Below are 20040 nucleotides of genomic sequence, written 5' to 3' on the forward strand. Positions count from 1 at the left end.
ACGCGCCGCGAGACCCGTGAGCGCGATGACATGCCGGAAGCACCTGGGAGGATGAGATGAGTGCGATTTCCATGAAACTGAACAGACGTGCATTTCTCGGCTCTGCCGCCGCCGCGGCAGCTTTCGGCGCGATGCCGAGGGTTTTTGCCCAGGAGGGGCCGATCCGCGTCGGCGGAACGCTGCCGTTGACGGGTCCGCTTGCGGGCGTCGGCGCAATCCATAAGCTCGCGGCAGAAGTATTCGTCGAACAGATCAACGCCAAGGGCGGTATTCTCGGGCGGAAGGTGGAGTTCGTCCTTCTCGACGACCAATCGCTTCCCGCCAATGCGCGAACCCTTTACGAGCGCCTGGTGACGGCCGATAAGGTCGATCTCCTGATGGGGCCTTATGGCACTTCCTCGATTATCGCGGCAATGGGCGTTGCCGCTCGGTTCAAGAAGATGCTTGTTCAGAGCAGCCTTGGCGACCCGAGCCTCGCGCCCTATCCGCTGCAGTTCCCCTCGCTTCCGATCGGGGCCGAGCCGCAGTTGACCGACACCGAGATCGTTCTCGATGCCTATGCGAGCCTGCCGGCTCCTCCCAAGACGATCGCCTTCGTCACCAGCAAATTCCCATCGGCCCTGACGATCGCCAAGGGCGGCCAGCAGGTCGCCGAGAAACGCGGCATCAAAAGCCTGCTGGACCTCGAATATGAATTCGGCACGAAGGACTTCGGCGCAATCGCGAACCGCATCAAGGCGGCTGATCCGGATCTGCTGTGGTCGGGTGCGATCGGCATGGAGGCCGTGCAGCTTCTCGATGCGATGAGCCGGATCGATTACCAGCCAAGGAACCAGTTCTATCTGTTCCCGGCGCCCGGCCCGACCGCGGCGCACCCGAAAGCGAATGGTCTGACCTCGCTGACCTGGTTCGAAGAGCACGAACCCTTTCTCAAGTATCATGGCGCCCAGGAGTTCGTCAGCGCCTATGACGGCAAGGCGAAAGCGGCAGGATTCCCCTATCCGCGCGCCGAATATCAGGCCGCCGTCGAATATGCTGCGTGGCAGATCCTTGCCGCGGCAGCTGAAGGGGCGGGGAAGCTGGATGATGCCGCGATGGCTGCGTGGCTGCGCGCAAATCCCGTCGAGACGGTCGTCGGGACAAGGACTTTCGACGGCAAGTTCAATGCCGGAAAGCCATCGACAAAGCTCAAGCAAGTTCAAGGAAAGGATTGGGTGACTGTCTGGCCTGCGGACTTCCGACCGGCCGGCAAGGAGTTCCTGGCCGCCCTCTGACAAAACCGCTCGGCACTGCCGCGCACCTGTCTGAAACTGAAAAAATGCGATCGGTCGGGCACGGTTCGACCGATGTCCCTATGGAGGAGTAAATGGTAAAAACGATGATCGCCGCCCGGCTGCATGCTCTTCATCAGCCGATGTCGTTGGATGAGATTCCGGTTCCTGCGCCTCGGCCCAACGACGTTCTGGTGCAGGTCAGGGCCTGCGGCATCGTGCCCAACATGGCCAACGTCATCAATAACTGGCCAACCTGGTTTCCCCACCAGCCGCTGCCGAAGTTTCCGGCAGTGTTCGGCCTGGATCCAGCCGGGGTCGTCGCCGAAGTGGGCGAGGCGGTCACCAATGTCAAAATTGGCGATCGCGTCTATGTCAGCCCTCTCAGATCCTGTGGCTCCTGCAAGGCGTGCCGGTCAGGCAACCGCAGCCAATGCCGCTACTACACCTTGAACGGCTACTTCAGCACCAGCCGCGATGGTCAAAGAATCTTCGATCTTTATCCCTATGGCGGTTTCAGCCAGTACATGACCGCTCCGGAATATTCACTCGTATGCCTGCCGGACAATCTCAGCTTCGAACAGGCCGGCCGCTTCGGCTACCTCGGCACATCCTACGGCGCCCTGAAGAATGCGCAGGCCGGACCCGGCCAGGTTTGCCTCATCGACGGGATTACCGGCACGCTGGGCGTCGCGGCCACCAAGCTCGCTCTCGCCATGGGCCTCTCCAAAATTCTGGGCACCGGCAGAAACAGGGAATTGATGGACCGCATCAAGGCCATCGCTCCCGACCGCATCGACACGATCATGCTCGGCGAGGGCTCGACGGGAGAATGGGCAAAGGCCCAAACCGGCGGCGAGGGCGTGGATTTCGTTATCAGCGCGCTGGGTGCGAGAGCCCCGGCCGCGACCGTGGTCGATTCCATGCGCGGCGTTCGTCGAGGCGGCCGTGTGGTTGTCGTTGGCGGCGTCGCGGAAGATGTTCCTGTTGATGTGAAGTGGCTGATGGACGAGCAGGTTCAGCTCATCGGCTCCAACTGGTTCAGCGCTGCCCAGGGGCAGGAAATGGCCGACATGGTCCGCACCGGTGCGCTCGACCTCTCCTATCTCGAGCACAAGGTCTATCCGCTCGAGCGGGTGAACGAAGCCATTTCCGGCATCGGCGAACGCGATGGCGGCTTCAGCAACTACGTGGTCGTTCCGCCGGTTCCCGCCGTCTGGCAATAACAATCACCGGCGCCGGCTGCGGCCGGCGCCTCCCTCACGCGAGAAGAGAGAACATGTCCAAGAAAGATATCGCGGTCCTGGTCGGGAGCCTTCGTCAGGCTTCGATCAACCTGAAATTCGCCCGCGCCATGCAGAAAGTGGCGCCTGACGGGCTGAACCTGGAAATCGTGCCGATCGGCGATCTTCCGCTCTATAACCAGGACCTGGAAACCGAGACGCCGCCGACGGAATGGACGTCCTTCCGCGAGCGCATCAAGGCTTGCGATGGGGCAATTTTCGTGACGCCGGAATATAATAGATCCGTGCCGGCGGCATTGAAGAATGCGATCGAAGTCGGCTCTCGGCCGTTCGGAAAAAGCGTGTGGGATCACAAGCCCGGCGCGGTGACCGGCGCTTCTCCCGGTCTCATCGGCGGCGCAGCGGCAGCGCTTCAGCTCCGGGTTATCCTGACCAATATCAACGTGCCGACCATGCCCCAGCCTGAGGTTTACCTCAGCACAGCCGACAAATTGGTGGGCGACCATGGGGTATTCCTCAACGAAGGAACCCAGAAGTTCATCGAGAGCTTCCTGGTTGCGTTCGAAAGCTGGGTCGCCCGGTTCTGAGCCGAAGCCGCTGCAAGATTTTATCAGCCGTCGCGAACAACAGCGCGACGGCTTTTTCATTTTCATTGAAGTGAAAAGCGTACTGCTCCGGAAAAGCCTGGGTTCCTTACGGAAACCAGACCTGCGCCACGTCAGCGAGCTTTTGCGGCGGCGACGCGATCAATGGGATAGCCGCCTTGCGGACCGCCTCGCGCTGACATTCGTCGGTTATGTATTCGACGGGCGATTTGCCATCGACCCGGGCGAGGAAGAGGGCGGGCAGCAGGCTCGCGGCCCGGGCTTCGAGAGCGTCCCGATCTTCCCAATCGACCTGATCCATATAGGCTGCCGTCAAGGCCGCGAATGACGATGCGAGCTCGGATGCCGCCTTTGCGGCAACGATCTTCTTCAGCAGCAGATGGTTCAGGCAGAAGGCCAGGTCGAAAGCCGGATCGCCGAACCAGGCGCATTCGGCATCCAGGAACACGGGGCCGTTCCTGCCCAACAGGATGTTCTTCGGGCTGACGTCGCCATGGACCAGCGCCAACTTTGTTTCGGCCGTGCGCTGAACCAGCTCGGCCAGGCGATCGCTGACGAAGGGATGTTTGGCGGCGGTCGCCACCAGGTAGGGCTCAAGCCGGAGAGCATAGAAGTTGGGTCCGGAGTCAAATCTTTCCGGCAAGCCCGATGTGCGGGCGCTGACGGAATGGATCTGTCCGATCCGCCGGCCAGTGACCTCTGCCGCCTTTCGGTCGACGTGCCCGTGAAGAAGGCTGGTCTTCCACAGCGGGTACTCGTCGCTCGGCAGAAATTCCATTGCGAAAATGCCAGATGGCGCGTCATGCGCGAGAGGTTTCGGAACGGCGGAAGGGAAATGCTCCGCCACGAAGGAGATCCAGTTCCATTCGTATAGATTTCTCGACACCGGCGCCTGCCAATCGGCGGATACTTTAAGCTTGGCAAGTGCGCGTTTCACGCAGATAAGCCGGCCGGGAAGCTCCACGCGGTAGATATCTGAAGAAACGCCACCCGTCAGGGGCTTATAGATCGCCTCCTCGGAAGCGCTCATCAGGCCGCTCTTCAGCAGGAAATCGTCGAAAATCGTGGTCTCGGCTACAGGCATGAATTCAGTGTCCTTGCGGCATTAGCGGCGGGGGCTGTTGCGGGCTTGTTCAGGCATCTCTCCGGAGAGAACCCTGACGACCTCCTCCGCGGCCCGGCGGCGCAGCTCGATCAGCGAAGCATCCGAGGAGAAGGCGACATGCGGCGTGATCATCGCGCCCGGGTGAGCAATCAGCTCCGGGGGAACGCGTGGTTCATCCTCGAGCACATCGAGGCCGACCCCGCTCAGAATGCCGGAGGCCAGGCCCTCGATCACGGCGGCGGTATCCACGACGCCGCCCCGGCTGACGTTGACCAGCAGGCTTCCCCGCCGCATCTTCGAGATGGCGTCCCTGTTGATCAGATGGCGCGTTGCAGGTGAAAGCGGCGCATGGACAATGACGATATCGCTTTTGCCCAGAAGCGTATCGAAGCCGGCAAGCTCCACATTGGCAGGCACGTTCGAGGCATGGGGATCGTGTGCCGTCACGCGGCATCCGAGCGCCTGCATTTTTGCGGCCGTCGCGCGGCCGATGCGACCGAAGCCGACGATGCCGCAGGTCAGCTCCGAAAGCCGACGGAGATTTGCCGAAGCCGGGTCCCAGCGGCCATCGCGCACCTCGCGATCGAAGTGGACCAGGCCGCGGGCCCAGGCAATCGCAAAACCGACGGCGTGGTCTGATACTTCCGTGACGCAATAGTCGGGAACGTTCGTGACCCAGATCCCCCGCTCCGTGGCCGCATCGACGGCAATATTGTCCAGCCCGACTCCGAGACGCGCGACGATCTTGAGATTGGGAGATGCAGCGATCGCCGTCTCGCTGACCTGAGCCCAGCAGGTCAGGATGGCGTCCGGCTTATGCTCTGCGGCCAAAGCGTCGATCTCGGCAGAAGGCGACGGCTCGGCGGGGCCGCTGACGAGGGTGAAACCGGCCCGCTCGATCACCTCGCGCTCCACCTTGTCATCCGGCCAGGCGTAGTCCGTCAACAGTACGGTTCGTGTCATGATTTCCTCCCAGTTTGTGCAAACGTTAGCGCAATATTTTCGCCGTGGTCAAGAAAAATAGGCTTAGGCCATCCGCATTGACGGCTTGCTAGCCGCTGTTTCGCAGCCCGGCGGCAATTCCATTGATGGTCAGGTGCAGCGCCTCCTCCGTATCCTGGTCCCGTTCTCCGGCGCGGCGGCGGCGAAGAAGGTCGATCTGCATGTGGTTCAGCGGATCGAGGCATGGAAAGCGATGATGGATCGACTGCTTCAACGCCGGATTATTCTCCAGGAACGAGGCCTGATCCGTTATGCCGAACAATGCGGCCGTCGTCGCTTCCCATTCGTCTTTTATGCGTGCGAAGATTTTCTCGTGGGCGGATGCGTCAGGGGCGAGGTCGACATACCGCGCCGCGATCGCCATGTTGGTTTTGGCCAGCACCATCTCCATGTTGGCGATCAAAGTCTGGAAGAAAGGCCAGTCCCGATGCATCCTTTGAAGAGTTTGCAATCCGTCGGGGTGCCTGGCCAGCCACTGTCCGACGGCCGAGCCAAATCCAAACCAACCGGGCAGCATGATGCGGCTTTGCGACCAGCCGAACACCCATGGTATCGCGCGAAGATCTTCGATGCGGCGGGACGAGCTGCGTGAGGCTGGGCGGCTGCCAATGTTCAGCTTAGCGATTTCGCCAATGATTGTGGCTTCCCAGAAAAAGCCCTCAAATCCTTCGGTCTCGTAAACCAAGGAGCGATAGGCGCCAAAAGCGATCTCAGACAGCTCCTCCGTGGCGCCGAGATATTCGGGATCCGGTTCTTGCGCGTCGGAAGGCAGCAAAGACGCCTCCAGCGTCGCGGCGATCAGCAGTTCCAGATTTCGGCGGCCGAGTGCCGGATTGGAATATTTCGCTGCAATGACTTCACCTTGTTCCGTCAGACGGATCGATCCGGCAACCGCGCCGGGCGGCAGGGCGGTGATGGCCTCGTAGCTCGGACCGCCGCCGCGGCCCACGGAGCCCCCGCGGCCGTGAAACAGGCTGAGGCGAATGCCCTCACGCTCGAAAAGCCGAATGAAGGCCATCTCTGCCTTATAAAGTTCCCATCCCGACGTCAGATAACCGCCGTCCTTGTTGCTGTCGGAATAGCCGAGCATGATTTCCTGTTTGCCGCCGAGTGCCGCCAGGTAAGTCCGATAGGCTTCTATGGTCAAAACTGTCTGCATCACGTCATGCGAGTTTCGAAGATCCGAGATCGTCTCGAAAAGCGGGATGATATTGACCGAGGCCGCTTCAGGCTCATCGGGCCGGAACAGTCCAGCCTCCCGGAACAGGATCATGACCTCCAGCAGGTCGGAGGGGCTTGCCGCCTTCGAGATGATGTAATTCGGGATGCAGGCGCGGCCATAATGCTTATGGGCCTCGGCGGCTTCACGCAGGACGGAAAGCTCCGACATCGTTTCGGCCGAATAGGTCTTGAGCGGTGTAACCAGCAGCTGGGAAGAGCGGAGTTCCTCAGTGAGCAAGCGGATCCTGTCGCTCTCGACGAGCGCTTCATAGCCTGTGCCGGGGCGCACGCTCTCGAAAAGCTCATGAATAACCCGCTGATGAACCTCGGAATTCTGTCGCAAATCGAGGCTGACGAGATGAAAGCCGAAGACGTCTACGGCGCGTTGGAGGTTGCGCAATTTTCCAGCGGCGATCTTTTCTGCGCCATTGGCCATCAGAGACTCACTGATCGTCGCCAGGTCTTCGGCGAATTCCGCGGGGCGCCGGTAGCGGGGGGCGGCCGCAACAGGTTCGCGAACGAGTTCGGTGCTGCCGAATTTACGGGCCGTGGCCGCCAGGCGAGCATAGATACCCGAGATCGCCAGGCGATACGGCTCGTGCCGGCGCTGCTCCGATCTATCGGGAGAGACGGTCGCGAGGCGCTGAAGGTCCCGCGAGACCTTCACATACCGGTCATCCAAGGAAAGTTCGGCGCCAAGGCTGTGCAGTTCGCCGAGATAGAACGAGAAAACTCGCTCACTCTGCAGCCGGAGCGCCTCCCTCAAGGTCGCGCCGTTGACATAGGGATTGCCATCGCGGTCGCCGCCGATCCACGAACCCATGCGCAGGAATGGCGGCAGCGCGTCTTGCCCGAAGCTCCAGGGCGAGGCTCGAAGCTGATTTTCGAGGGCCCTATAAATTTCCGGGATGACGCGGAAAATGGTGCTGTCGTAATAGGATAAGCCATTGAGGATTTCGTCCACGACCTGCAGCCGCCGCCCTCGAAGGCTGTTCGTTTGCCAAAGCGTCGTCGTCGCTCGTTCCAGATCCTCCCGATATCGATCCGCCTCCTGCGCCGTCAGGCCGGCCTGATCGAGCCGGCTCAAGCATCGGGCAAGCTCCTGCTCTATGTCGATAACGCTCTTTCGCCGGACCTCGGTCGGATGCGCCGTGAAAACGGGCGAGACGACCGCTTCCGACAGCAGCTTGCGGATATCCTCCGCCTCTACGCCGGCGGCAGCGAGAACCGAAAGCGATCTGGCAATCGTTCCCGGCACGGCAGGTTCGCCATCGGCGATGCCGAAGCGCTGCATTCTGGCCTGGTGAGCGTCTTCAGCGATGTTCACGAGCTGGGAAAACTGGCTGAATGCGCGGATCACGCGCTTCAGGGTCCGGGGAGGCATGTCTGCGCAGAAGGGGGCGAGCTTTTCGTTCAGGCGCGGACTGGTTTTTCTGTGGCCGGTCACCGAAAGAGTGCGGACCTGTTCGACGATCTCGCGGACCTCCCTGCCGTCGCTTGCTTCAATGGCTTCGCACAAAAGGCGCCTGAGCAGCCGAACATCCTTGACCAGGGCTCTGGCCGTGAGGCGCCTTCCCGGCATGCCTGTTTTTCTCAACTGAAGATCCACACGTGCATTCCTTATGCTAACGTTAGCATAAAACTGGCAGGATTTGGCTGAAGAGTCAAGAATGCTTGCAATCGAGCAGGAGCGAATGGTCGAATAGGCCCGGATTAGCCGGCAGTGCCTTGCTGGTAACGCGCGACCTCTTCCAAGAGCCATGCGCGGAACGCCACGACAGGACGGAAGTCCTTCCTGCTGAGTGGTGCGACCGCATAATAGGCGCTGGGGCTTTTGACCTGATGCGGAAAGGCTTGAACGAGCTGGCCATTCGCAAGCTCGGAGTCGATGAGGAAAAGCGGCATCAAAGCGAGCCCCAGCCCGGCGATGCAGGCCTGGGCCACGTTGCTGAACTGTTCGAACCGCATCGCCTGCGACGGGGCGCCGCTGACCTGCAGGCTCTCGAAAAAATGGCTCCAGGCCCCCGGCCGCGATGCCATCTGCAGCAGCGGAAGGCGAAGCAGATCTTCAGCTTTCAAGACGGGATGCGAGTTCAGAAAAGACGGGGAGGCGACCGGCGCCACCATCTCCTCCATGAGAAATGTGCTTTCCGCACCCGGCCAGTCGGGCTGGCCGATATGGATCGCCATATCGATGTCGTCGCGGTCGAAATCGAACAGCCCTATGCGCGTCGCGAAGTTCAGTGTGATCTCCGGATGTCTGGCGACAAATTCGGGAATGCGCGGCATCAGCCAGCGGGTGCCGAACGTTGGCAAGATGGCAAGATTGAGCTGATCGTTATGCTGTTTGGTCATGGCGTGCAGCGAAGCGGAGCGGATTTCCGCCAGAGCGCTGGCAATAGCCCGCGCATAATCGGTGCCGGCCTCTGTGAGAATGACGCCGCGGCTGGTGCGCTCGAACAGCAAAACGCCCAGCTGTTCTTCCAGCGCGGCAATCTGCCGGCTGATGGCTCCTTGCGTCAGGGAAAGCTCCTCGGCCGCCGCGGAGAAGGTGCTCAGCCGCGCGACGGAATCGAAAGCCGCGAGAGCGGAGGTCGAGGGAAGCAGTCGTCGCGAAAGGTTTGCCATAAGCTATTACTATAGCTCATAGGCTGATGAGTAAACCTCGCTTTCGCAATGTCGGAGAAACGGCTTTCATTCCCTCCAATCGAGTTGCTGAAAACCTCAATGGGAGGATGACGATCTTGGCCTTTTCATGGAATGACCCCTTTCTGCTCGATGACCAGCTGACCGAAGATGAGCGGATGATCCGCGAGTCCGCCGCGGCTTTCGCGGAATCCGAACTCCTGCCGCGCGTTGAGGACGCCTACCTCGAGGAAACGACCGACCCGGAACTGTTCAGATTGATGGGGCAGACCGGCCTTCTCGGTGTGACGCTGCCGGAGGAGTACGGGGCCGCGAACGCATCCTACGTCGCTTATGGACTGATCGCTCGCGAGGTCGAGCGCATCGACTCCGGATTTCGCTCGATGATGAGCGTGCAATCCTCGCTGGTCATTTACCCGATCTTCGCCTACGGCTCCGACGAGCAGAAGAAGAAATATCTGCCGGGCCTCGTGTCGGGTGAACTGATCGGCTGTTTCGGCCTGACCGAGCCCGACGCCGGCTCCGATCCTGGTGGGATGAAGACCCGCGCCGAAAAAATTGAAGGCGGCTACCGATTGCGCGGCTCGAAGATGTGGATCTCGAACTCGCCGATTGCCGATGTCTTCGTCGTCTGGGCAAAGTCCGAGGCCCACAACAACGAAATACGCGGATTCGTTCTCGAAAAGGGCATGAAGGGACTTTCGGCTCCGAAGATCGGCGGCAAGCTTTCGCTGCGTGCCTCGATCACAGGCGAAATCGTGATGGACAGTGTCGAGGTTACCGAGGACGCGCTTCTGCCCGGCGTTTCCGGCCTCAAGGGGCCGTTCGGCTGTCTCAACCGCGCCCGTTACGGCATTTCCTGGGGCGTCATGGGAGCGGCCGAGGACTGCTGGTTCCGCGCCCGTCAATATGGTCTCGACCGCAAGCAGTTCGGCAAGCCGCTGGCGGGGATGCAGCTTTATCAAAAGAAGCTCGCCGATATGATGACCGAGATCACGCTCGGACTGCAGGGCTCGCTTCGCGTCGGCCGTCTGATGGATGAGCACAAGATGGCTCCGGAAATGGTCTCGCTCGTCAAGCGCAACAACTGCGGCAAGGCGCTTGATATAGCGCGGCAGGCCCGGGACATGCATGGCGGCAACGGCATTCAGATCGAATACCATGTCATGCGCCACGCGCAGAACCTGGAAACGGTCAACACATATGAGGGCACCCACGACGTCCACGCCCTGATCCTCGGGCGCGCGCAGACGGGCCTCCAGGCGTTCTTCTAATTCCTCGTAATCTGTTCGGCAGAAACGTCCTTCAACCTCCGGATCAACGAGAGGCAGCATGCCTATAGCGAATAAGATTTCTACCGTCGCGGTGATTGGCGCCGGCCAGATGGGGACTGGGATTTCGGAAGTCGTGGCGAAACATGGGTACGCGGCCTTGGTTTACGATCTCGATAAAAGCCGGGTCCGCGCGAGCATTGAAGCGAGCGCCGGATATTTTAGACGCCAGGTCGAGACCGGCAAAATGCCGGGCGAGGCGGCTGAAGAGGCGATCTCCCGAATAAAGGGAGCGTTCTCGCTCTCGGATCTGGCGAGCGCCGATTTGGTCGTCGAAGCGGTCAGCGAGAATGAAGACGTCAAGAGAAAGGTCTTCACGGGCGTCTGCCCCGTCCTGAAGCCCGAGGCGATCGTGGCGACGAACACATCGTCGCTCTCCATAACGCGGCTCGCCGCGTCGACCGACAGGCCCCATCGTTTCATAGGAATACACTTCATGAATCCGGTACCGGTTATGAAGCTGGTCGAGCTGGTTCGCGGCATCGGTACGGATCAGGAGGCGTTTGCTATAGCGAGGGATTTCGCCGAATCCATCGGCAAAACCGTCACCGTCTCCGAGGATTTTCCGGCTTTCATCGTAAACCGCGTCCTCATCCCCATGATCAACGAAGCGATCTACACGCTCTATGAGGGTGTCGGAAACGTTGAAGCCATAGACACCGGCATGAAGCTCGGTGCCAATCATCCGATGGGGCCGCTCGAACTGGCCGATTTCATCGGTTTGGACACATGCCTTTCCATCATGCAGGTCCTTCACGAAGGACTGGCTGATAGCAAATACCGCCCATGCCCGCTGCTGGTCAAATATGTCGAGGCCGGCTGGCTCGGGCGCAAGGCGCAACGCGGGTTCTACGACTACAGCTACGTTCCGGCGCGGCCAACCCGCTGACCCCATCGCATTTCAACCTCGAGATTGTAAGGCATCGATCATGAGCGAAGAACACGTAGGCGAGGGTCGAGAGAGCATGGAATTCGACGTGGTGATCGTCGGTGCGGGTCCGGCCGGTCTGGCGGCGGCGATCCGGCTGAAGCAGGTCAATCCGGAGCTTTCGGTCGTCGTGCTTGAGAAGGGCTCGGAAGTGGGTGCGCATATCCTCTCCGGCGCCGTCGTCGATCCGATCGGCATCGATCGGCTGCTGCCCGGTTGGCGCGAGGATGGCGATCATCCCTTCAAGACCGAGGTGACCGACGACCAGTTTCTGTTTCTCGGTCCCGCCGGCTCGATCCGCCTGCCCAATTTCATGATGCCGCCGCTGATGAACAATCACGGTAACTACATCGTCTCGCTCGGCAACGTCTGTCGCTGGCTCGCGACCAAGGCGGAAGAGCTCGGCGTCGAGATCTATCCGGGCTTTGCCGCAACCGAAGTGCTCTATGATGATGCCGGCGCGGTGATCGGCGTTGCCACCGGCGACATGGGCATCGAGAAGAACGGCGAGCCCGGCCCGAACTATACCCGCGGCATGGAACTGCGCGGCAAATATGTGCTGATCGGCGAGGGTGTGCGCGGCTCGCTTGCCAAGCAGTTGATCGCCAAGTTCGACCTGTCGAAGGACCGCGAGCCGCAGAAGTTCGGCATCGGCATCAAGGAGCTCTGGCAGGTCAAGCCGGAGCACCACAAACAGGGACTGGTGCAGCATTCCTTCGGCTGGCCGCTCGGCATGAAGACCGGCGGCGGCTCCTTCCTCTATCACCTCGAAGACAATCTGGTGGCGGTCGGCTTCGTCGTCCACCTGAACTACAAGAACCCCTATCTCTATCCCTCCGAGGAGTTCCAGCGCTTCAAGACGCATCCTGCCATTCGCGGCACCTTCGAGGGCGGCAAGCGGCTCTCCTATGGCGCGCGCGCCATCACCGAGGGCGGCTACCAGTCGGTGCCGAAGCTGACCTTCCCCGGCGGGGCGCTGATCGGCTGTTCGGCCGGTCTCGTCAACGTGCCGCGCATCAAGGGTAGCCACAATGCGGTGCTGTCGGGCATGCTGGCGGCCGAGAAGCTGGCGGCGGCGATTGTATCCGGCCGCAGCCATGACGAGGTTGTCGAGATCGAGAAGGAATGGCGGGCGACCGACATCGGCAAGGATCTGAAGCGCGTCCGGAACGTCAAGCCGCTGTGGTCGAGGTTCGGCACGGCGATCGGAGTGGCGCTCGGCGGTCTCGACATGTGGACCAACCAGCTCTTCGGCCTGTCGCTCTTCGGCACGCTTGGTCACGGCAAGACCGATGCGGAAAGCCTGGAGCCGGCCGCCCAGCACAAGCCGATCGCCTATCCGAAGCCGGATGGCGTCCTGACCTTCGACCGTCTGTCCTCGGTGTTCCTGTCGAACACCAATCACGAGGAGGACCAGCCGGTGCATCTGCAGGTGAAGGACATCGCCCTGCAGAAGGCCTCCGAACTCGGTATCTATGCCGGCCCGTCGACGCGCTACTGTCCGGCCGGCGTCTATGAATGGGTGGAGAAGGACGGCGACAAGACATTCGTCATCAACGCCCAGAACTGCGTGCACTGCAAGACCTGCGACATCAAGGACCCGAACCAGAACATCAACTGGGTGCCGCCGCAGGGCGGCGAGGGGCCTGTCTATCCGAATATGTGAGGCGGATCGGCGAGCTAGGCAATGATCAGGGAGTTACCCATGCAATTTCCGCTTGAAGGCGTTCGAGTCGTGGAACTGGCGCGTATCCTGGCCGGTCCGTGGGCCGGACAGACACTTGCCGATCTCGGAGCAACCGTCATCAAAGTGGAAAGCCCGGAGGGCGACGATACGCGCCGCTGGGGGCCTCCCTTCATCACCGATGACGATGATGTCGCGGCAGCCTACTTCCATAGCTGCAATCGCGGAAAACTGAGCATCACGGCGGATTTCAACGCGGCGGAAGATGTCGAAAAACTGCGCGCACTGATCGCGAACGCGGACGTCGTCATCGAGAACTTCAAGGTCGGCGGGCTGAAGAAGTTCGGTCTCGATTACGAGAGCCTGAAGGCGATCAATCCGAAGCTGATCTACTGCTCGATTACCGGCTTTGGCCAAACCGGCCCGTATGCCGGGCGTGCAGGTTATGATTTCATCGTCCAGGGCATGGCGGGCATCATGGATTTGACCGGTGAGCCGGGCCGGGAGCCGCAGAAAATCGGCGTGGCGTTCGGCGATATCTTCACCGGCCTCTATTCGGTCATCGCAATCCAGGCCGCTTTGATCCTCCGCAACAGCACGGGGGAGGGGCAGCATATCGATATGGCGCTGCTGGACAGCACGGTCGCCGTATTGGCTAACCAGGCGATGAATTTCCTGGCCTCGGGAAAGGCGCCGACGCGGCTCGGCAATGCCCATCCTAACATCGCGCCATATCAGGTATTCCCGGTATCCGACGGCAATATCATTATCGCCTGCGGAAACGACAGCCAGTTCGCACGCATCTGCGATGTCCTCCGGCTGTCGTCTGTGGCCGCCGACGCCCGTTTCAAGACGAACGCGGACAGGGTGCGTCATCGAGAGGAGCTGACATCGGTCATGGAGGCGCAGACGAAGCTTTTCAAACGAACGGATTTGCTGGCCGATCTTGCACGCGTGGGCGTTCCCGCCGGACCGATCAACACTGTGGAAGACGTCTTCGCTGATCCGCAAGTCGCGCACCGAGGAATGTCGATAGTAAATGACGGAATTGCAGGCATCAGGACACCAATCATCTTCTCCGGAACTGCGCTTACCTCCCAAAGGCGATCGCCCCAGTTGGGTGAGCACAACGGCAAGGTATCGTGTGATTGGTCATCGACGACCTAGCTCGGCGAATGCATGTGAATTTCGACTTACGTCCGCCGCAGCGCTGCAGATGACTCTGTCGAGACACGGTTAATAAATCGGCACAGATGGAGATCGCCCATGAAGATTCTCGTCCCAGTCAAACGGGTTGTCGACTACAACGTGAAGATCCGGGTGAAGCCGGATGGCACGGGTGTCGAGCTTGCCAATGTGAAGATGTCGATGAACCCGTTCGACGAGATCTCGGTGGAAGAGGCTCTGAGATTGAAGGAGGCCGGCAAGGCCGAGGAAGTGGTGGTGGTGTCGATCGGCCCGGCCAAGGCCGAGGAGACGCTGCGGACGGCACTTGCCATGGGCGCCGACCGGGCGATCCTGGTCGAGACCGACGATCAGGTCGAGCCGCTCGCCGTCGCCAAGATCCTCAAGGCGGTCGCCGATGCCGAACAGCCGGGCCTGATCATCACCGGCAAGCAGGCGATCGACGACGATTCCAACCAGACCGGCCAGATGCTGGCGGCCCTGCTCGGTTCGGCCCAGGCGACCTTCGCCTCGAAGATCGAGATTGGGGATGGCAAGGCGACCGTGACCCGCGAGGTCGATGGCGGCCTGCAGACGATCGAGATCAAGCTGCCGGCGGTCGTGACCACCGACCTGCGCCTGAACGAGCCGCGTTACGCCTCGCTGCCGAACATCATGAAGGCGAAGAAGAAGCCGCTCGACAGACAAGCTCCGGCCGACTTCGGCGTCGATACGACGCCGCGGCTGAAGGTGCTGAAGACCGAGGAGCCGAGTGGCCGCAAGGCCGGCGTCAAGGTCAAGTCGGTCGCCGAACTGGTCGACAAGCTGAAGAACGAAGCCGGCGTGCTGTAATCGGGCAGGAACAGGAGCAACTATCATGACCATTCTTCTTCTGGCCGACCATGACGGCAATCATCTCTCCGACCAGACCGCCAAGGCGCTGACGGCAGCAAGCCAGATCGGCGGCGACGTGCACATCCTCGTCGCCGGCAAGGCCGCCAAGGCTGCGGCCGATCAGGCGGCGAAACTCTCCGGTGTGGCCAAGGTGCTGCTCGCCGAAAGCGATGCGCTGGCCAACAATCTGGCCGAGTCGCTGGCCGACCTGATCGTCTCGCTGGCCGGCTCCTATGACACGATCGTCTCTGCCGCCACCTCGGTCGGCAAGACGGTGCTGCCGCGGGTCGCCGCCCTGCTCGACGTCGCCCAGATCTCGGAGATCATCGAAGTCGTCTCATCCGATACCTTCAAGCGGCCGATCTATGCCGGCAACGCCATCCAGACGGTGCAGGCAAGCGATGCCAAACGCGTGATCACCGTGCGCACCGCCTCCTTTGCCTCTGCGCCGGCCGGCGGCTCGGCCTCCGTCGAGGCGATCGCGGCCATCTCCGATGCGGGCCTGTCGCGGTTCGTCTCCGATGCGCTGTCGGCCTCGGAACGGCCGGAACTGACATCGGCGAAGATCATCATCTCGGGCGGCCGGGCCTTGGGTTCGGCGGAGAAGTTCAAGGAGGTCATCCTGCCGGTTGCCGACAAGCTCGGGGCCGCCGTCGGCGCCAGCCGTGCGGCCGTCGATGCCGGCTATGCCCCGAACGACTGGCAGGTCGGCCAGACCGGCAAGGTGGTGGCGCCCGATCTCTATATCGCCTGCGGCATCTCCGGCGCCATCCAGCATCTGGCCGGCATGAAGGATTCGAAAGTGATCGTCGCCATCAACAAGGACGAGGAGGCGCCGATCTTCCAGGTCGCCGACTACGGCCTCGTCGCCGATCTCTTCGACGTCCTGCCCGAACTCGAAAAGGCGCTTTAACGGGGAGGCCGAACGTGGCGCGCATGGCGGGACGTCCAATCAGGCCTGGTGCCGACCTTCTCCTTAACCAGATAGACAATCTAACCCAAGTGTGTCGGCGGTTCACATCCCTTCAAGGCGACGACCCTGGTTCACCCAAATCGCGAGATCGCCCGATCTCTCACCCATAGAAGACTGTCTGTGGGGCTTCCCGTTTTGCAATCTCACGCTCCCGCCGTGAGCGGGCGCAGGTCGTTGACTGGACAAAGCCCGAGCAAAGATATGAGTCGGTGTTTTATGCCAGATTAAGCGTTATGTAGTCGGTGTAGCCCTCATGGCCAGGGGTGTACAACGTCGCCATGTCCAAGGGGTTGAGAGGCGCCCCTGTCTGCATGCGCGCCACCAGATCCGGGTTGGCGATGAAGGGGCGGCCAACAGCAATCAAATCCGCCTGACCTTCCTTAAGTGCACGCTCGGCGCTTTCCTGGTCGAAGCCACCGGCCAGGATCAATAGGCCCTTGAACGCGCTGCGCAGGTGTAACTTCAGCTCGGCAGGCACTGGAGGGGCACCCAAGGCAGAATGGTCCAGAAGGTGGACGTAAAGAATGCCGAGCTGCGACAGTTCCTTGACGAGCGCCAGATACTGGGCTTCGACATCGGGGTAGCCGCCCGTGCCGTTCAACACGCCGAACGGTGACAGGCGAATCCCAACACGGTCTGCGCCAATGGCGGCAACAGTGGCGCGAACCACTTCCAGCGCAAAACGGTTACGGCCATGCAGACCGTCCCCATACCCATCGGTACGCCGGTTGACGCTGGCGTTCAGGAACTGCTCAATCAAATAGCCATTGGCCGCGTGCAGCTCGACACCATCGAAACCCGCCTCGATAGCCAGTTGCGCCGACCGAGCGTACTCCACTACCGCGTGGGCGATGTCCTCCGTGGTCATGGCGCGCGGCGCGCTGTGCGGCTGCATGCCCGACGAGTCGGTGTGGATCTCGCCGGGGCAAATGTCCGCAGTCGGTCCCAGAACTTCAGCACCCGACGGCAGGTTGTCCGCATGAGCCACGCGACCGGTATGCATCAGCTGCACAAAGATCTTGCCGCCCTGTGCGTGGACAGCCTGCGTCACTTGCTTCCAACCCTGCACATGGGCTTGGTTGAAGAGGCCCGGAATGCGTGGATAGCCCAGCCCATTGGGTGAGGGCGAGGTGCCCTCGGTGACGATCAGGCCGGCTGTGGCCCGTTGGCTGTAGTATTCGGCAATCAGGGCGTTCGGTGTGTTGTGTTCCACGGCGCGGTGTCGCGTCATAGGCGCCATCACGATGTGATTGCGCAACTGTAGGGAGGGATTAACGAAGGGTGTAAAGAGCATGTCGGGCTTTCTGTCGATGCGGGATTCATACGTCATTTCACTGGGCCTGGGGAAGGTAGGCCGGGCGCGGGGCCGTCAAGCCTCGCCGAACCTGTTCGGTGAACGCGTCAGCCAGCACCTCGTCGGCGCCGTCAGCCAGACCGTCGAGTGCGCGCTGAACGATCTCTTCGGGGCTGGTCTTCGGAATCTCGAAGCCGCGCGTGAGGTCGGTATCGACGCCGGCCATGTGCAGGCCCAGAACCTGGGTCTTCTGGCTGGCCAACTCGTGGCGCAAGGCATTGGTCAAAGACCATGCCGCTGACTTGCTCGCCGAATAGGCAGCCAGCTCCGCGCCGTTAATCCACGAGGCCACCGACAGCACATTGATCAATGCGCCACCGCCGTTGCTATTGAGCACGGGTGCAAAGGCCTTGCTCACGTTCAGCACGCCGAAGAAGTTGGTCTCGAAGATGCGTCGGGCCACCTCTTCGCTGTCATCGGCGAGAAAGCCACCCACCTGGGCTATCCCGGCGTTGTTGATCACCAGGTTCACGTCGGTGGCCACCCGTGCTGCAGCCGCGATCTCTTCAGGCTTGGTGACATCAAGCCGCAAGGCATGCACGCCCGGCAGCGTCACAGTGGCAGGGTCCCGTGCGGCGGCGTAGACCTTGCGGGCGCCACGTGCGAGAAGCTCGCGGGCAAATGCGAGGCCGATGCCACGGTTGGCACCGGTGACGAGGACGACAGAGTTTTCAATGTTCATGGAAGGCTCCAGTTGATTGGTTCAGTTTTCAAGTGAATTCGTCATGTTTCGGAGGGTGCTGCGTCGTTCTGTGGGACGTCATCGCATCTTGATCACCACCTTGCCTTTGGCCCGGCCGCTTTCGACATAAGCCAGGGCTTCGTTGGTGGATTCGAAGGGGAAGACCTTGTCGACCACCGGGCGGATGGCGCCTGCCTCGATGAGCGATGCGATCCGACGAAGCTGGCTTCCGTTGCCCTTCATGAACAGAAAGGTGTAGCTGACCCCGAGGCGACGTGCTTTGCGGCGAACGCTGAAACTTAGCGCTCTGAAGATCTGTCTCACTGGCCACGACGCTTTGATATTCTTGCCAAACTGCAGGTCCGGTGGCGCGGTGATGGACACGACGTGACCGCCAGGCTTGAGCACGCCCATGGACGTCTTCAATGTCTTTTCATCCTGACTGTTCAGCACCACGTCGTAGTCGCGCAGCTGATCTTCAAAGGCGTCTTTGCGGTAATCGATCACGACATCCGCGCCCAGGCTTTTCACCAGCGCCTCGTTGCCGGCGCTGGTGGTGGTGGCCACGGTGGCGCCCAGGTGCTTGGCCAACTGGATCGCAAATGTTCCGACGCCGCCGGAACCCGCCTGGATGAATACCTTCTGCCCCTTCTGAAGCTTTGCTTTCTCGACCAGCGCCTGCCATGCCGTCAAACCGACCAGGGGGATCGAGGCGGCCTCCTCCATGGTGATGTTCTTAGGCTTGAGCGCCACGGTATCCTCATTGACCGCAACGAGCTCTGCAAAGGTTCCGATGCGCAGGTCACGGGGCCTCGCGTAAACCTCGTCGCCCACCTTGAATTGACGAGCGCGGGCACCGACACGAACCACCACACCGGCCACGTCGTGCCCGAGGATGAAGGGGGTGCGGTAAGGCAGGATGAGCTTGAACTCGCCGTTGCGCACTTTGGCGTCGATGAGATTGACGGCTGACGCGTAGACCTCGATCAACACCTCGTCGGCCATTAGTTCCGGTTCTGGCACGTCAACAGCCCGCAAAGGCTCCCGCTTGCCGTAACGATCCACGATGAAAGCTTTCATAGATTTTCCTCAGTAGTGCCAGATTCAGGACCACAACCAGTGGCAGTTGACGGGGCTTTTGATATGATGGTCGTCATATGTAATGTCAAAAAAAATGAGGCGGCCAATCAAGACCCTGAGGAGTCAAGACGCTTCAATGCCGCACTGCACAAAGATTCCGACAGGGCGGCGTCATCGACCGCGCGAGCCAAGATTAGCGTGCCCACCATGGTAGCGACCGTCACCAAAGCGCGCTCATGGGCGTCTGGCTGCCCCCAGTCCGGTAGCTGGCGCGCGACCTGATCGATCATTTCCTTGATACCGCGCGTGGTCACCCGGCGCACCTCAGGCGCTTGACGGTGCATCTCGGAACCAAGTGCGGCCACGGGGCATCCCGTCTCAATGCTCATGAGATGCTCCTTGGAGAGGTAGGCCTGTACCAATGCCTGGAAAGCTCCTTTTGAACACGCTGAGGAGAGGGCAAGGGCGCCAGCAGCGTTTGACTCGGCGCCAGCTTGCTCTGCCGCCTTGGCCAGCATGGCCTCTCGCGAGTCGAAGTGGGCGTAGAACGCACCATGCGTCAAGCCAGCCTCTTTCATGATGTCTGCCACACCCGTACCGTCAAAGCCACTGCGGCGGATGGCGCGTGCCGCAGCCTGTACGATCCGTTTGTGGGAAGCCTCCTTTGCGGCGGCTCGGGAATTGATTGTTGAGTTTCGCATGATGATCATCATATAACACGTAAATCGATGACGCAAGTGCGGAGACGTTGATCGTTCAAATTTGCGGGAGAGGTTTCCCTGCGGGCACGAAGCCGAAAGAAAAAAGGTCAGCGGTATATCGGTGCCTTTGCCAAAGCACCAAAGGTCATGTCGTA

Annotated in this window: 17 protein-coding genes; 9 read left to right on the forward strand and 8 right to left on the reverse strand. The window is 61.0% G+C overall.

Annotated features, from left to right (window positions below; all coding sequences use genetic code 11):
- The first annotated feature begins 56 nt into the window (after window positions 1-56).
- The 3 genes from RHEC894_RS24320 (at window position 57) to RHEC894_RS24330 (ending at window position 3102) form a co-directional block, all read left to right on the forward strand.
- Complete coding sequence (locus RHEC894_RS24320; protein ID WP_206427939.1) at window positions 57-1274, forward strand: amino acid ABC transporter substrate-binding protein; 1218 nt, start codon at window positions 57-59, stop codon at window positions 1272-1274.
- Window positions 1275-1378: 104 nt separating this feature from the next.
- Window positions 1379-2497: an alcohol dehydrogenase catalytic domain-containing protein gene (locus RHEC894_RS24325; protein WP_206427940.1), complete on the forward strand. Its 1119-nt coding sequence runs from the start codon at window positions 1379-1381 to the stop codon at window positions 2495-2497.
- 53 nt (window positions 2498-2550) lie between these two features.
- Complete coding sequence (locus tag RHEC894_RS24330; RefSeq protein WP_029868078.1) at window positions 2551-3102, forward strand: NAD(P)H-dependent oxidoreductase; 552 nt, start codon at window positions 2551-2553, stop codon at window positions 3100-3102.
- 106 nt (window positions 3103-3208) lie between these two features.
- Here the strand turns inward: RHEC894_RS24330 and RHEC894_RS24335 are convergent, their stop codons facing one another.
- From RHEC894_RS24335 to RHEC894_RS24350, 4 genes are all read right to left on the reverse strand, one after another.
- Entirely contained in the window at window positions 3209-4204 is a 996-nt protein-coding gene (locus tag RHEC894_RS24335; RefSeq protein WP_085739562.1) for an aminoglycoside phosphotransferase family protein, read from the reverse strand.
- A 21-nt stretch (window positions 4205-4225) separates the two neighbouring features.
- Window positions 4226-5188, reverse strand: coding sequence for a C-terminal binding protein (locus RHEC894_RS24340; RefSeq protein ID WP_085739563.1), 963 nt, complete (start codon window positions 5186-5188; stop codon window positions 4226-4228).
- An 88-nt stretch (window positions 5189-5276) separates the two neighbouring features.
- The gene (ppc, locus tag RHEC894_RS24345) at window positions 5277-8030 is read right to left on the reverse strand and encodes a phosphoenolpyruvate carboxylase (protein ID WP_085739564.1); all 2754 of its coding nucleotides are present in this window, start codon (window positions 8028-8030) and stop codon (window positions 5277-5279) included.
- A gap of 131 nt (window positions 8031-8161) precedes the next feature.
- Window positions 8162-9076: a LysR family transcriptional regulator gene (locus tag RHEC894_RS24350; RefSeq protein WP_085739565.1), complete on the reverse strand. Its 915-nt coding sequence runs from the start codon at window positions 9074-9076 to the stop codon at window positions 8162-8164.
- A gap of 107 nt (window positions 9077-9183) precedes the next feature.
- Between RHEC894_RS24350 and RHEC894_RS24355 the strand changes: the two genes are divergently transcribed.
- From RHEC894_RS24355 to RHEC894_RS24380, 6 genes are all read left to right on the forward strand, one after another.
- Window positions 9184-10368, forward strand: coding sequence for an acyl-CoA dehydrogenase (locus RHEC894_RS24355; RefSeq protein ID WP_085738218.1), 1185 nt, complete (start codon window positions 9184-9186; stop codon window positions 10366-10368).
- Window positions 10369-10426: 58 nt separating this feature from the next.
- Window positions 10427-11314 (forward strand): 3-hydroxybutyryl-CoA dehydrogenase, encoded by an 888-nt coding sequence (locus RHEC894_RS24360; protein ID WP_085739566.1) that lies wholly within the window; start codon window positions 10427-10429, stop codon window positions 11312-11314.
- 40 nt (window positions 11315-11354) lie between these two features.
- Entirely contained in the window at window positions 11355-13019 is a 1665-nt protein-coding gene (locus RHEC894_RS24365) for an electron transfer flavoprotein-ubiquinone oxidoreductase (protein ID WP_085739567.1), read from the forward strand.
- 39 nt (window positions 13020-13058) lie between these two features.
- Window positions 13059-14204: a CaiB/BaiF CoA-transferase family protein gene (locus RHEC894_RS24370; protein WP_085739568.1), complete on the forward strand. Its 1146-nt coding sequence runs from the start codon at window positions 13059-13061 to the stop codon at window positions 14202-14204.
- Between the two features lie 99 nt (window positions 14205-14303).
- Entirely contained in the window at window positions 14304-15053 is a 750-nt protein-coding gene (locus RHEC894_RS24375; RefSeq protein ID WP_010066813.1) for an electron transfer flavoprotein subunit beta/FixA family protein, read from the forward strand.
- Window positions 15054-15078: 25 nt separating this feature from the next.
- A complete protein-coding gene (locus RHEC894_RS24380; RefSeq protein ID WP_085739569.1) occupies window positions 15079-16008 on the forward strand; it encodes an electron transfer flavoprotein subunit alpha/FixB family protein in 930 nt (309 codons plus the stop codon).
- Window positions 16009-16282: 274 nt separating this feature from the next.
- On the opposite strand, the gene RHEC894_RS24385 is transcribed toward RHEC894_RS24380, so the two are convergent.
- From RHEC894_RS24385 to RHEC894_RS24400, 4 genes are all read right to left on the reverse strand, one after another.
- Window positions 16283-17362 carry an alkene reductase gene (locus RHEC894_RS24385; protein WP_085739570.1) on the reverse strand — a complete coding sequence of 360 codons (1080 nt, stop codon included), beginning with the start codon at window positions 17360-17362 and terminating at the stop codon, window positions 16283-16285.
- A gap of 37 nt (window positions 17363-17399) precedes the next feature.
- The gene (locus RHEC894_RS24390) at window positions 17400-18104 is read right to left on the reverse strand and encodes an SDR family oxidoreductase (RefSeq protein ID WP_015341825.1); all 705 of its coding nucleotides are present in this window, start codon (window positions 18102-18104) and stop codon (window positions 17400-17402) included.
- Between the two features lie 78 nt (window positions 18105-18182).
- Window positions 18183-19184 carry an NADP-dependent oxidoreductase gene (locus tag RHEC894_RS24395; protein WP_015341826.1) on the reverse strand — a complete coding sequence of 334 codons (1002 nt, stop codon included), beginning with the start codon at window positions 19182-19184 and terminating at the stop codon, window positions 18183-18185.
- Window positions 19185-19291: 107 nt separating this feature from the next.
- Entirely contained in the window at window positions 19292-19897 is a 606-nt protein-coding gene (locus RHEC894_RS24400) for a TetR/AcrR family transcriptional regulator (protein ID WP_015341827.1), read from the reverse strand.
- Between the last annotated feature and the right edge of the window lie 143 nt (window positions 19898-20040).

Origin of the sequence: Rhizobium sp. CIAT894 (assembly GCF_000172795.2) — a bacterium.
GTDB lineage: Bacteria > Pseudomonadota > Alphaproteobacteria > Rhizobiales > Rhizobiaceae > Rhizobium.

What these genes read in the sequence shown, in the direction of transcription:
- RHEC894_RS24320 (WP_206427939.1), top strand. Translation starts at nt 57, where the DNA reads ATGAGTGCGATTTCCATGAAACTGAACAGACGTGCATTTCTCGGCTCT.
- RHEC894_RS24325 (WP_206427940.1), top strand. Translation starts at nt 1,379, where the DNA reads ATGATCGCCGCCCGGCTGCATGCTCTTCATCAGCCGATGTCGTTGGAT.
- RHEC894_RS24330 (WP_029868078.1), top strand. Translation starts at nt 2,551, where the DNA reads ATGTCCAAGAAAGATATCGCGGTCCTGGTCGGGAGCCTTCGTCAGGCT.
- RHEC894_RS24335 (WP_085739562.1), bottom strand. Translation starts at nt 4,204, where the DNA reads ATGCCTGTAGCCGAGACCACGATTTTCGACGATTTCCTGCTGAAGAGC.
- RHEC894_RS24340 (WP_085739563.1), bottom strand. Translation starts at nt 5,188, where the DNA reads ATGACACGAACCGTACTGTTGACGGACTACGCCTGGCCGGATGACAAG.
- ppc (WP_085739564.1), bottom strand. Translation starts at nt 8,030, where the DNA reads ATGCCGGGAAGGCGCCTCACGGCCAGAGCCCTGGTCAAGGATGTTCGG.
- RHEC894_RS24350 (WP_085739565.1), bottom strand. Translation starts at nt 9,076, where the DNA reads ATGGCAAACCTTTCGCGACGACTGCTTCCCTCGACCTCCGCTCTCGCG.
- RHEC894_RS24355 (WP_085738218.1), top strand. Translation starts at nt 9,184, where the DNA reads ATGACGATCTTGGCCTTTTCATGGAATGACCCCTTTCTGCTCGATGAC.
- RHEC894_RS24360 (WP_085739566.1), top strand. Translation starts at nt 10,427, where the DNA reads ATGCCTATAGCGAATAAGATTTCTACCGTCGCGGTGATTGGCGCCGGC.
- RHEC894_RS24365 (WP_085739567.1), top strand. Translation starts at nt 11,355, where the DNA reads ATGAGCGAAGAACACGTAGGCGAGGGTCGAGAGAGCATGGAATTCGAC.
- RHEC894_RS24370 (WP_085739568.1), top strand. Translation starts at nt 13,059, where the DNA reads ATGCAATTTCCGCTTGAAGGCGTTCGAGTCGTGGAACTGGCGCGTATC.
- RHEC894_RS24375 (WP_010066813.1), top strand. Translation starts at nt 14,304, where the DNA reads ATGAAGATTCTCGTCCCAGTCAAACGGGTTGTCGACTACAACGTGAAG.
- RHEC894_RS24380 (WP_085739569.1), top strand. Translation starts at nt 15,079, where the DNA reads ATGACCATTCTTCTTCTGGCCGACCATGACGGCAATCATCTCTCCGAC.
- RHEC894_RS24385 (WP_085739570.1), bottom strand. Translation starts at nt 17,362, where the DNA reads ATGCTCTTTACACCCTTCGTTAATCCCTCCCTACAGTTGCGCAATCAC.
- RHEC894_RS24390 (WP_015341825.1), bottom strand. Translation starts at nt 18,104, where the DNA reads ATGAACATTGAAAACTCTGTCGTCCTCGTCACCGGTGCCAACCGTGGC.
- RHEC894_RS24395 (WP_015341826.1), bottom strand. Translation starts at nt 19,184, where the DNA reads ATGAAAGCTTTCATCGTGGATCGTTACGGCAAGCGGGAGCCTTTGCGG.
- RHEC894_RS24400 (WP_015341827.1), bottom strand. Translation starts at nt 19,897, where the DNA reads ATGATGATCATCATGCGAAACTCAACAATCAATTCCCGAGCCGCCGCA.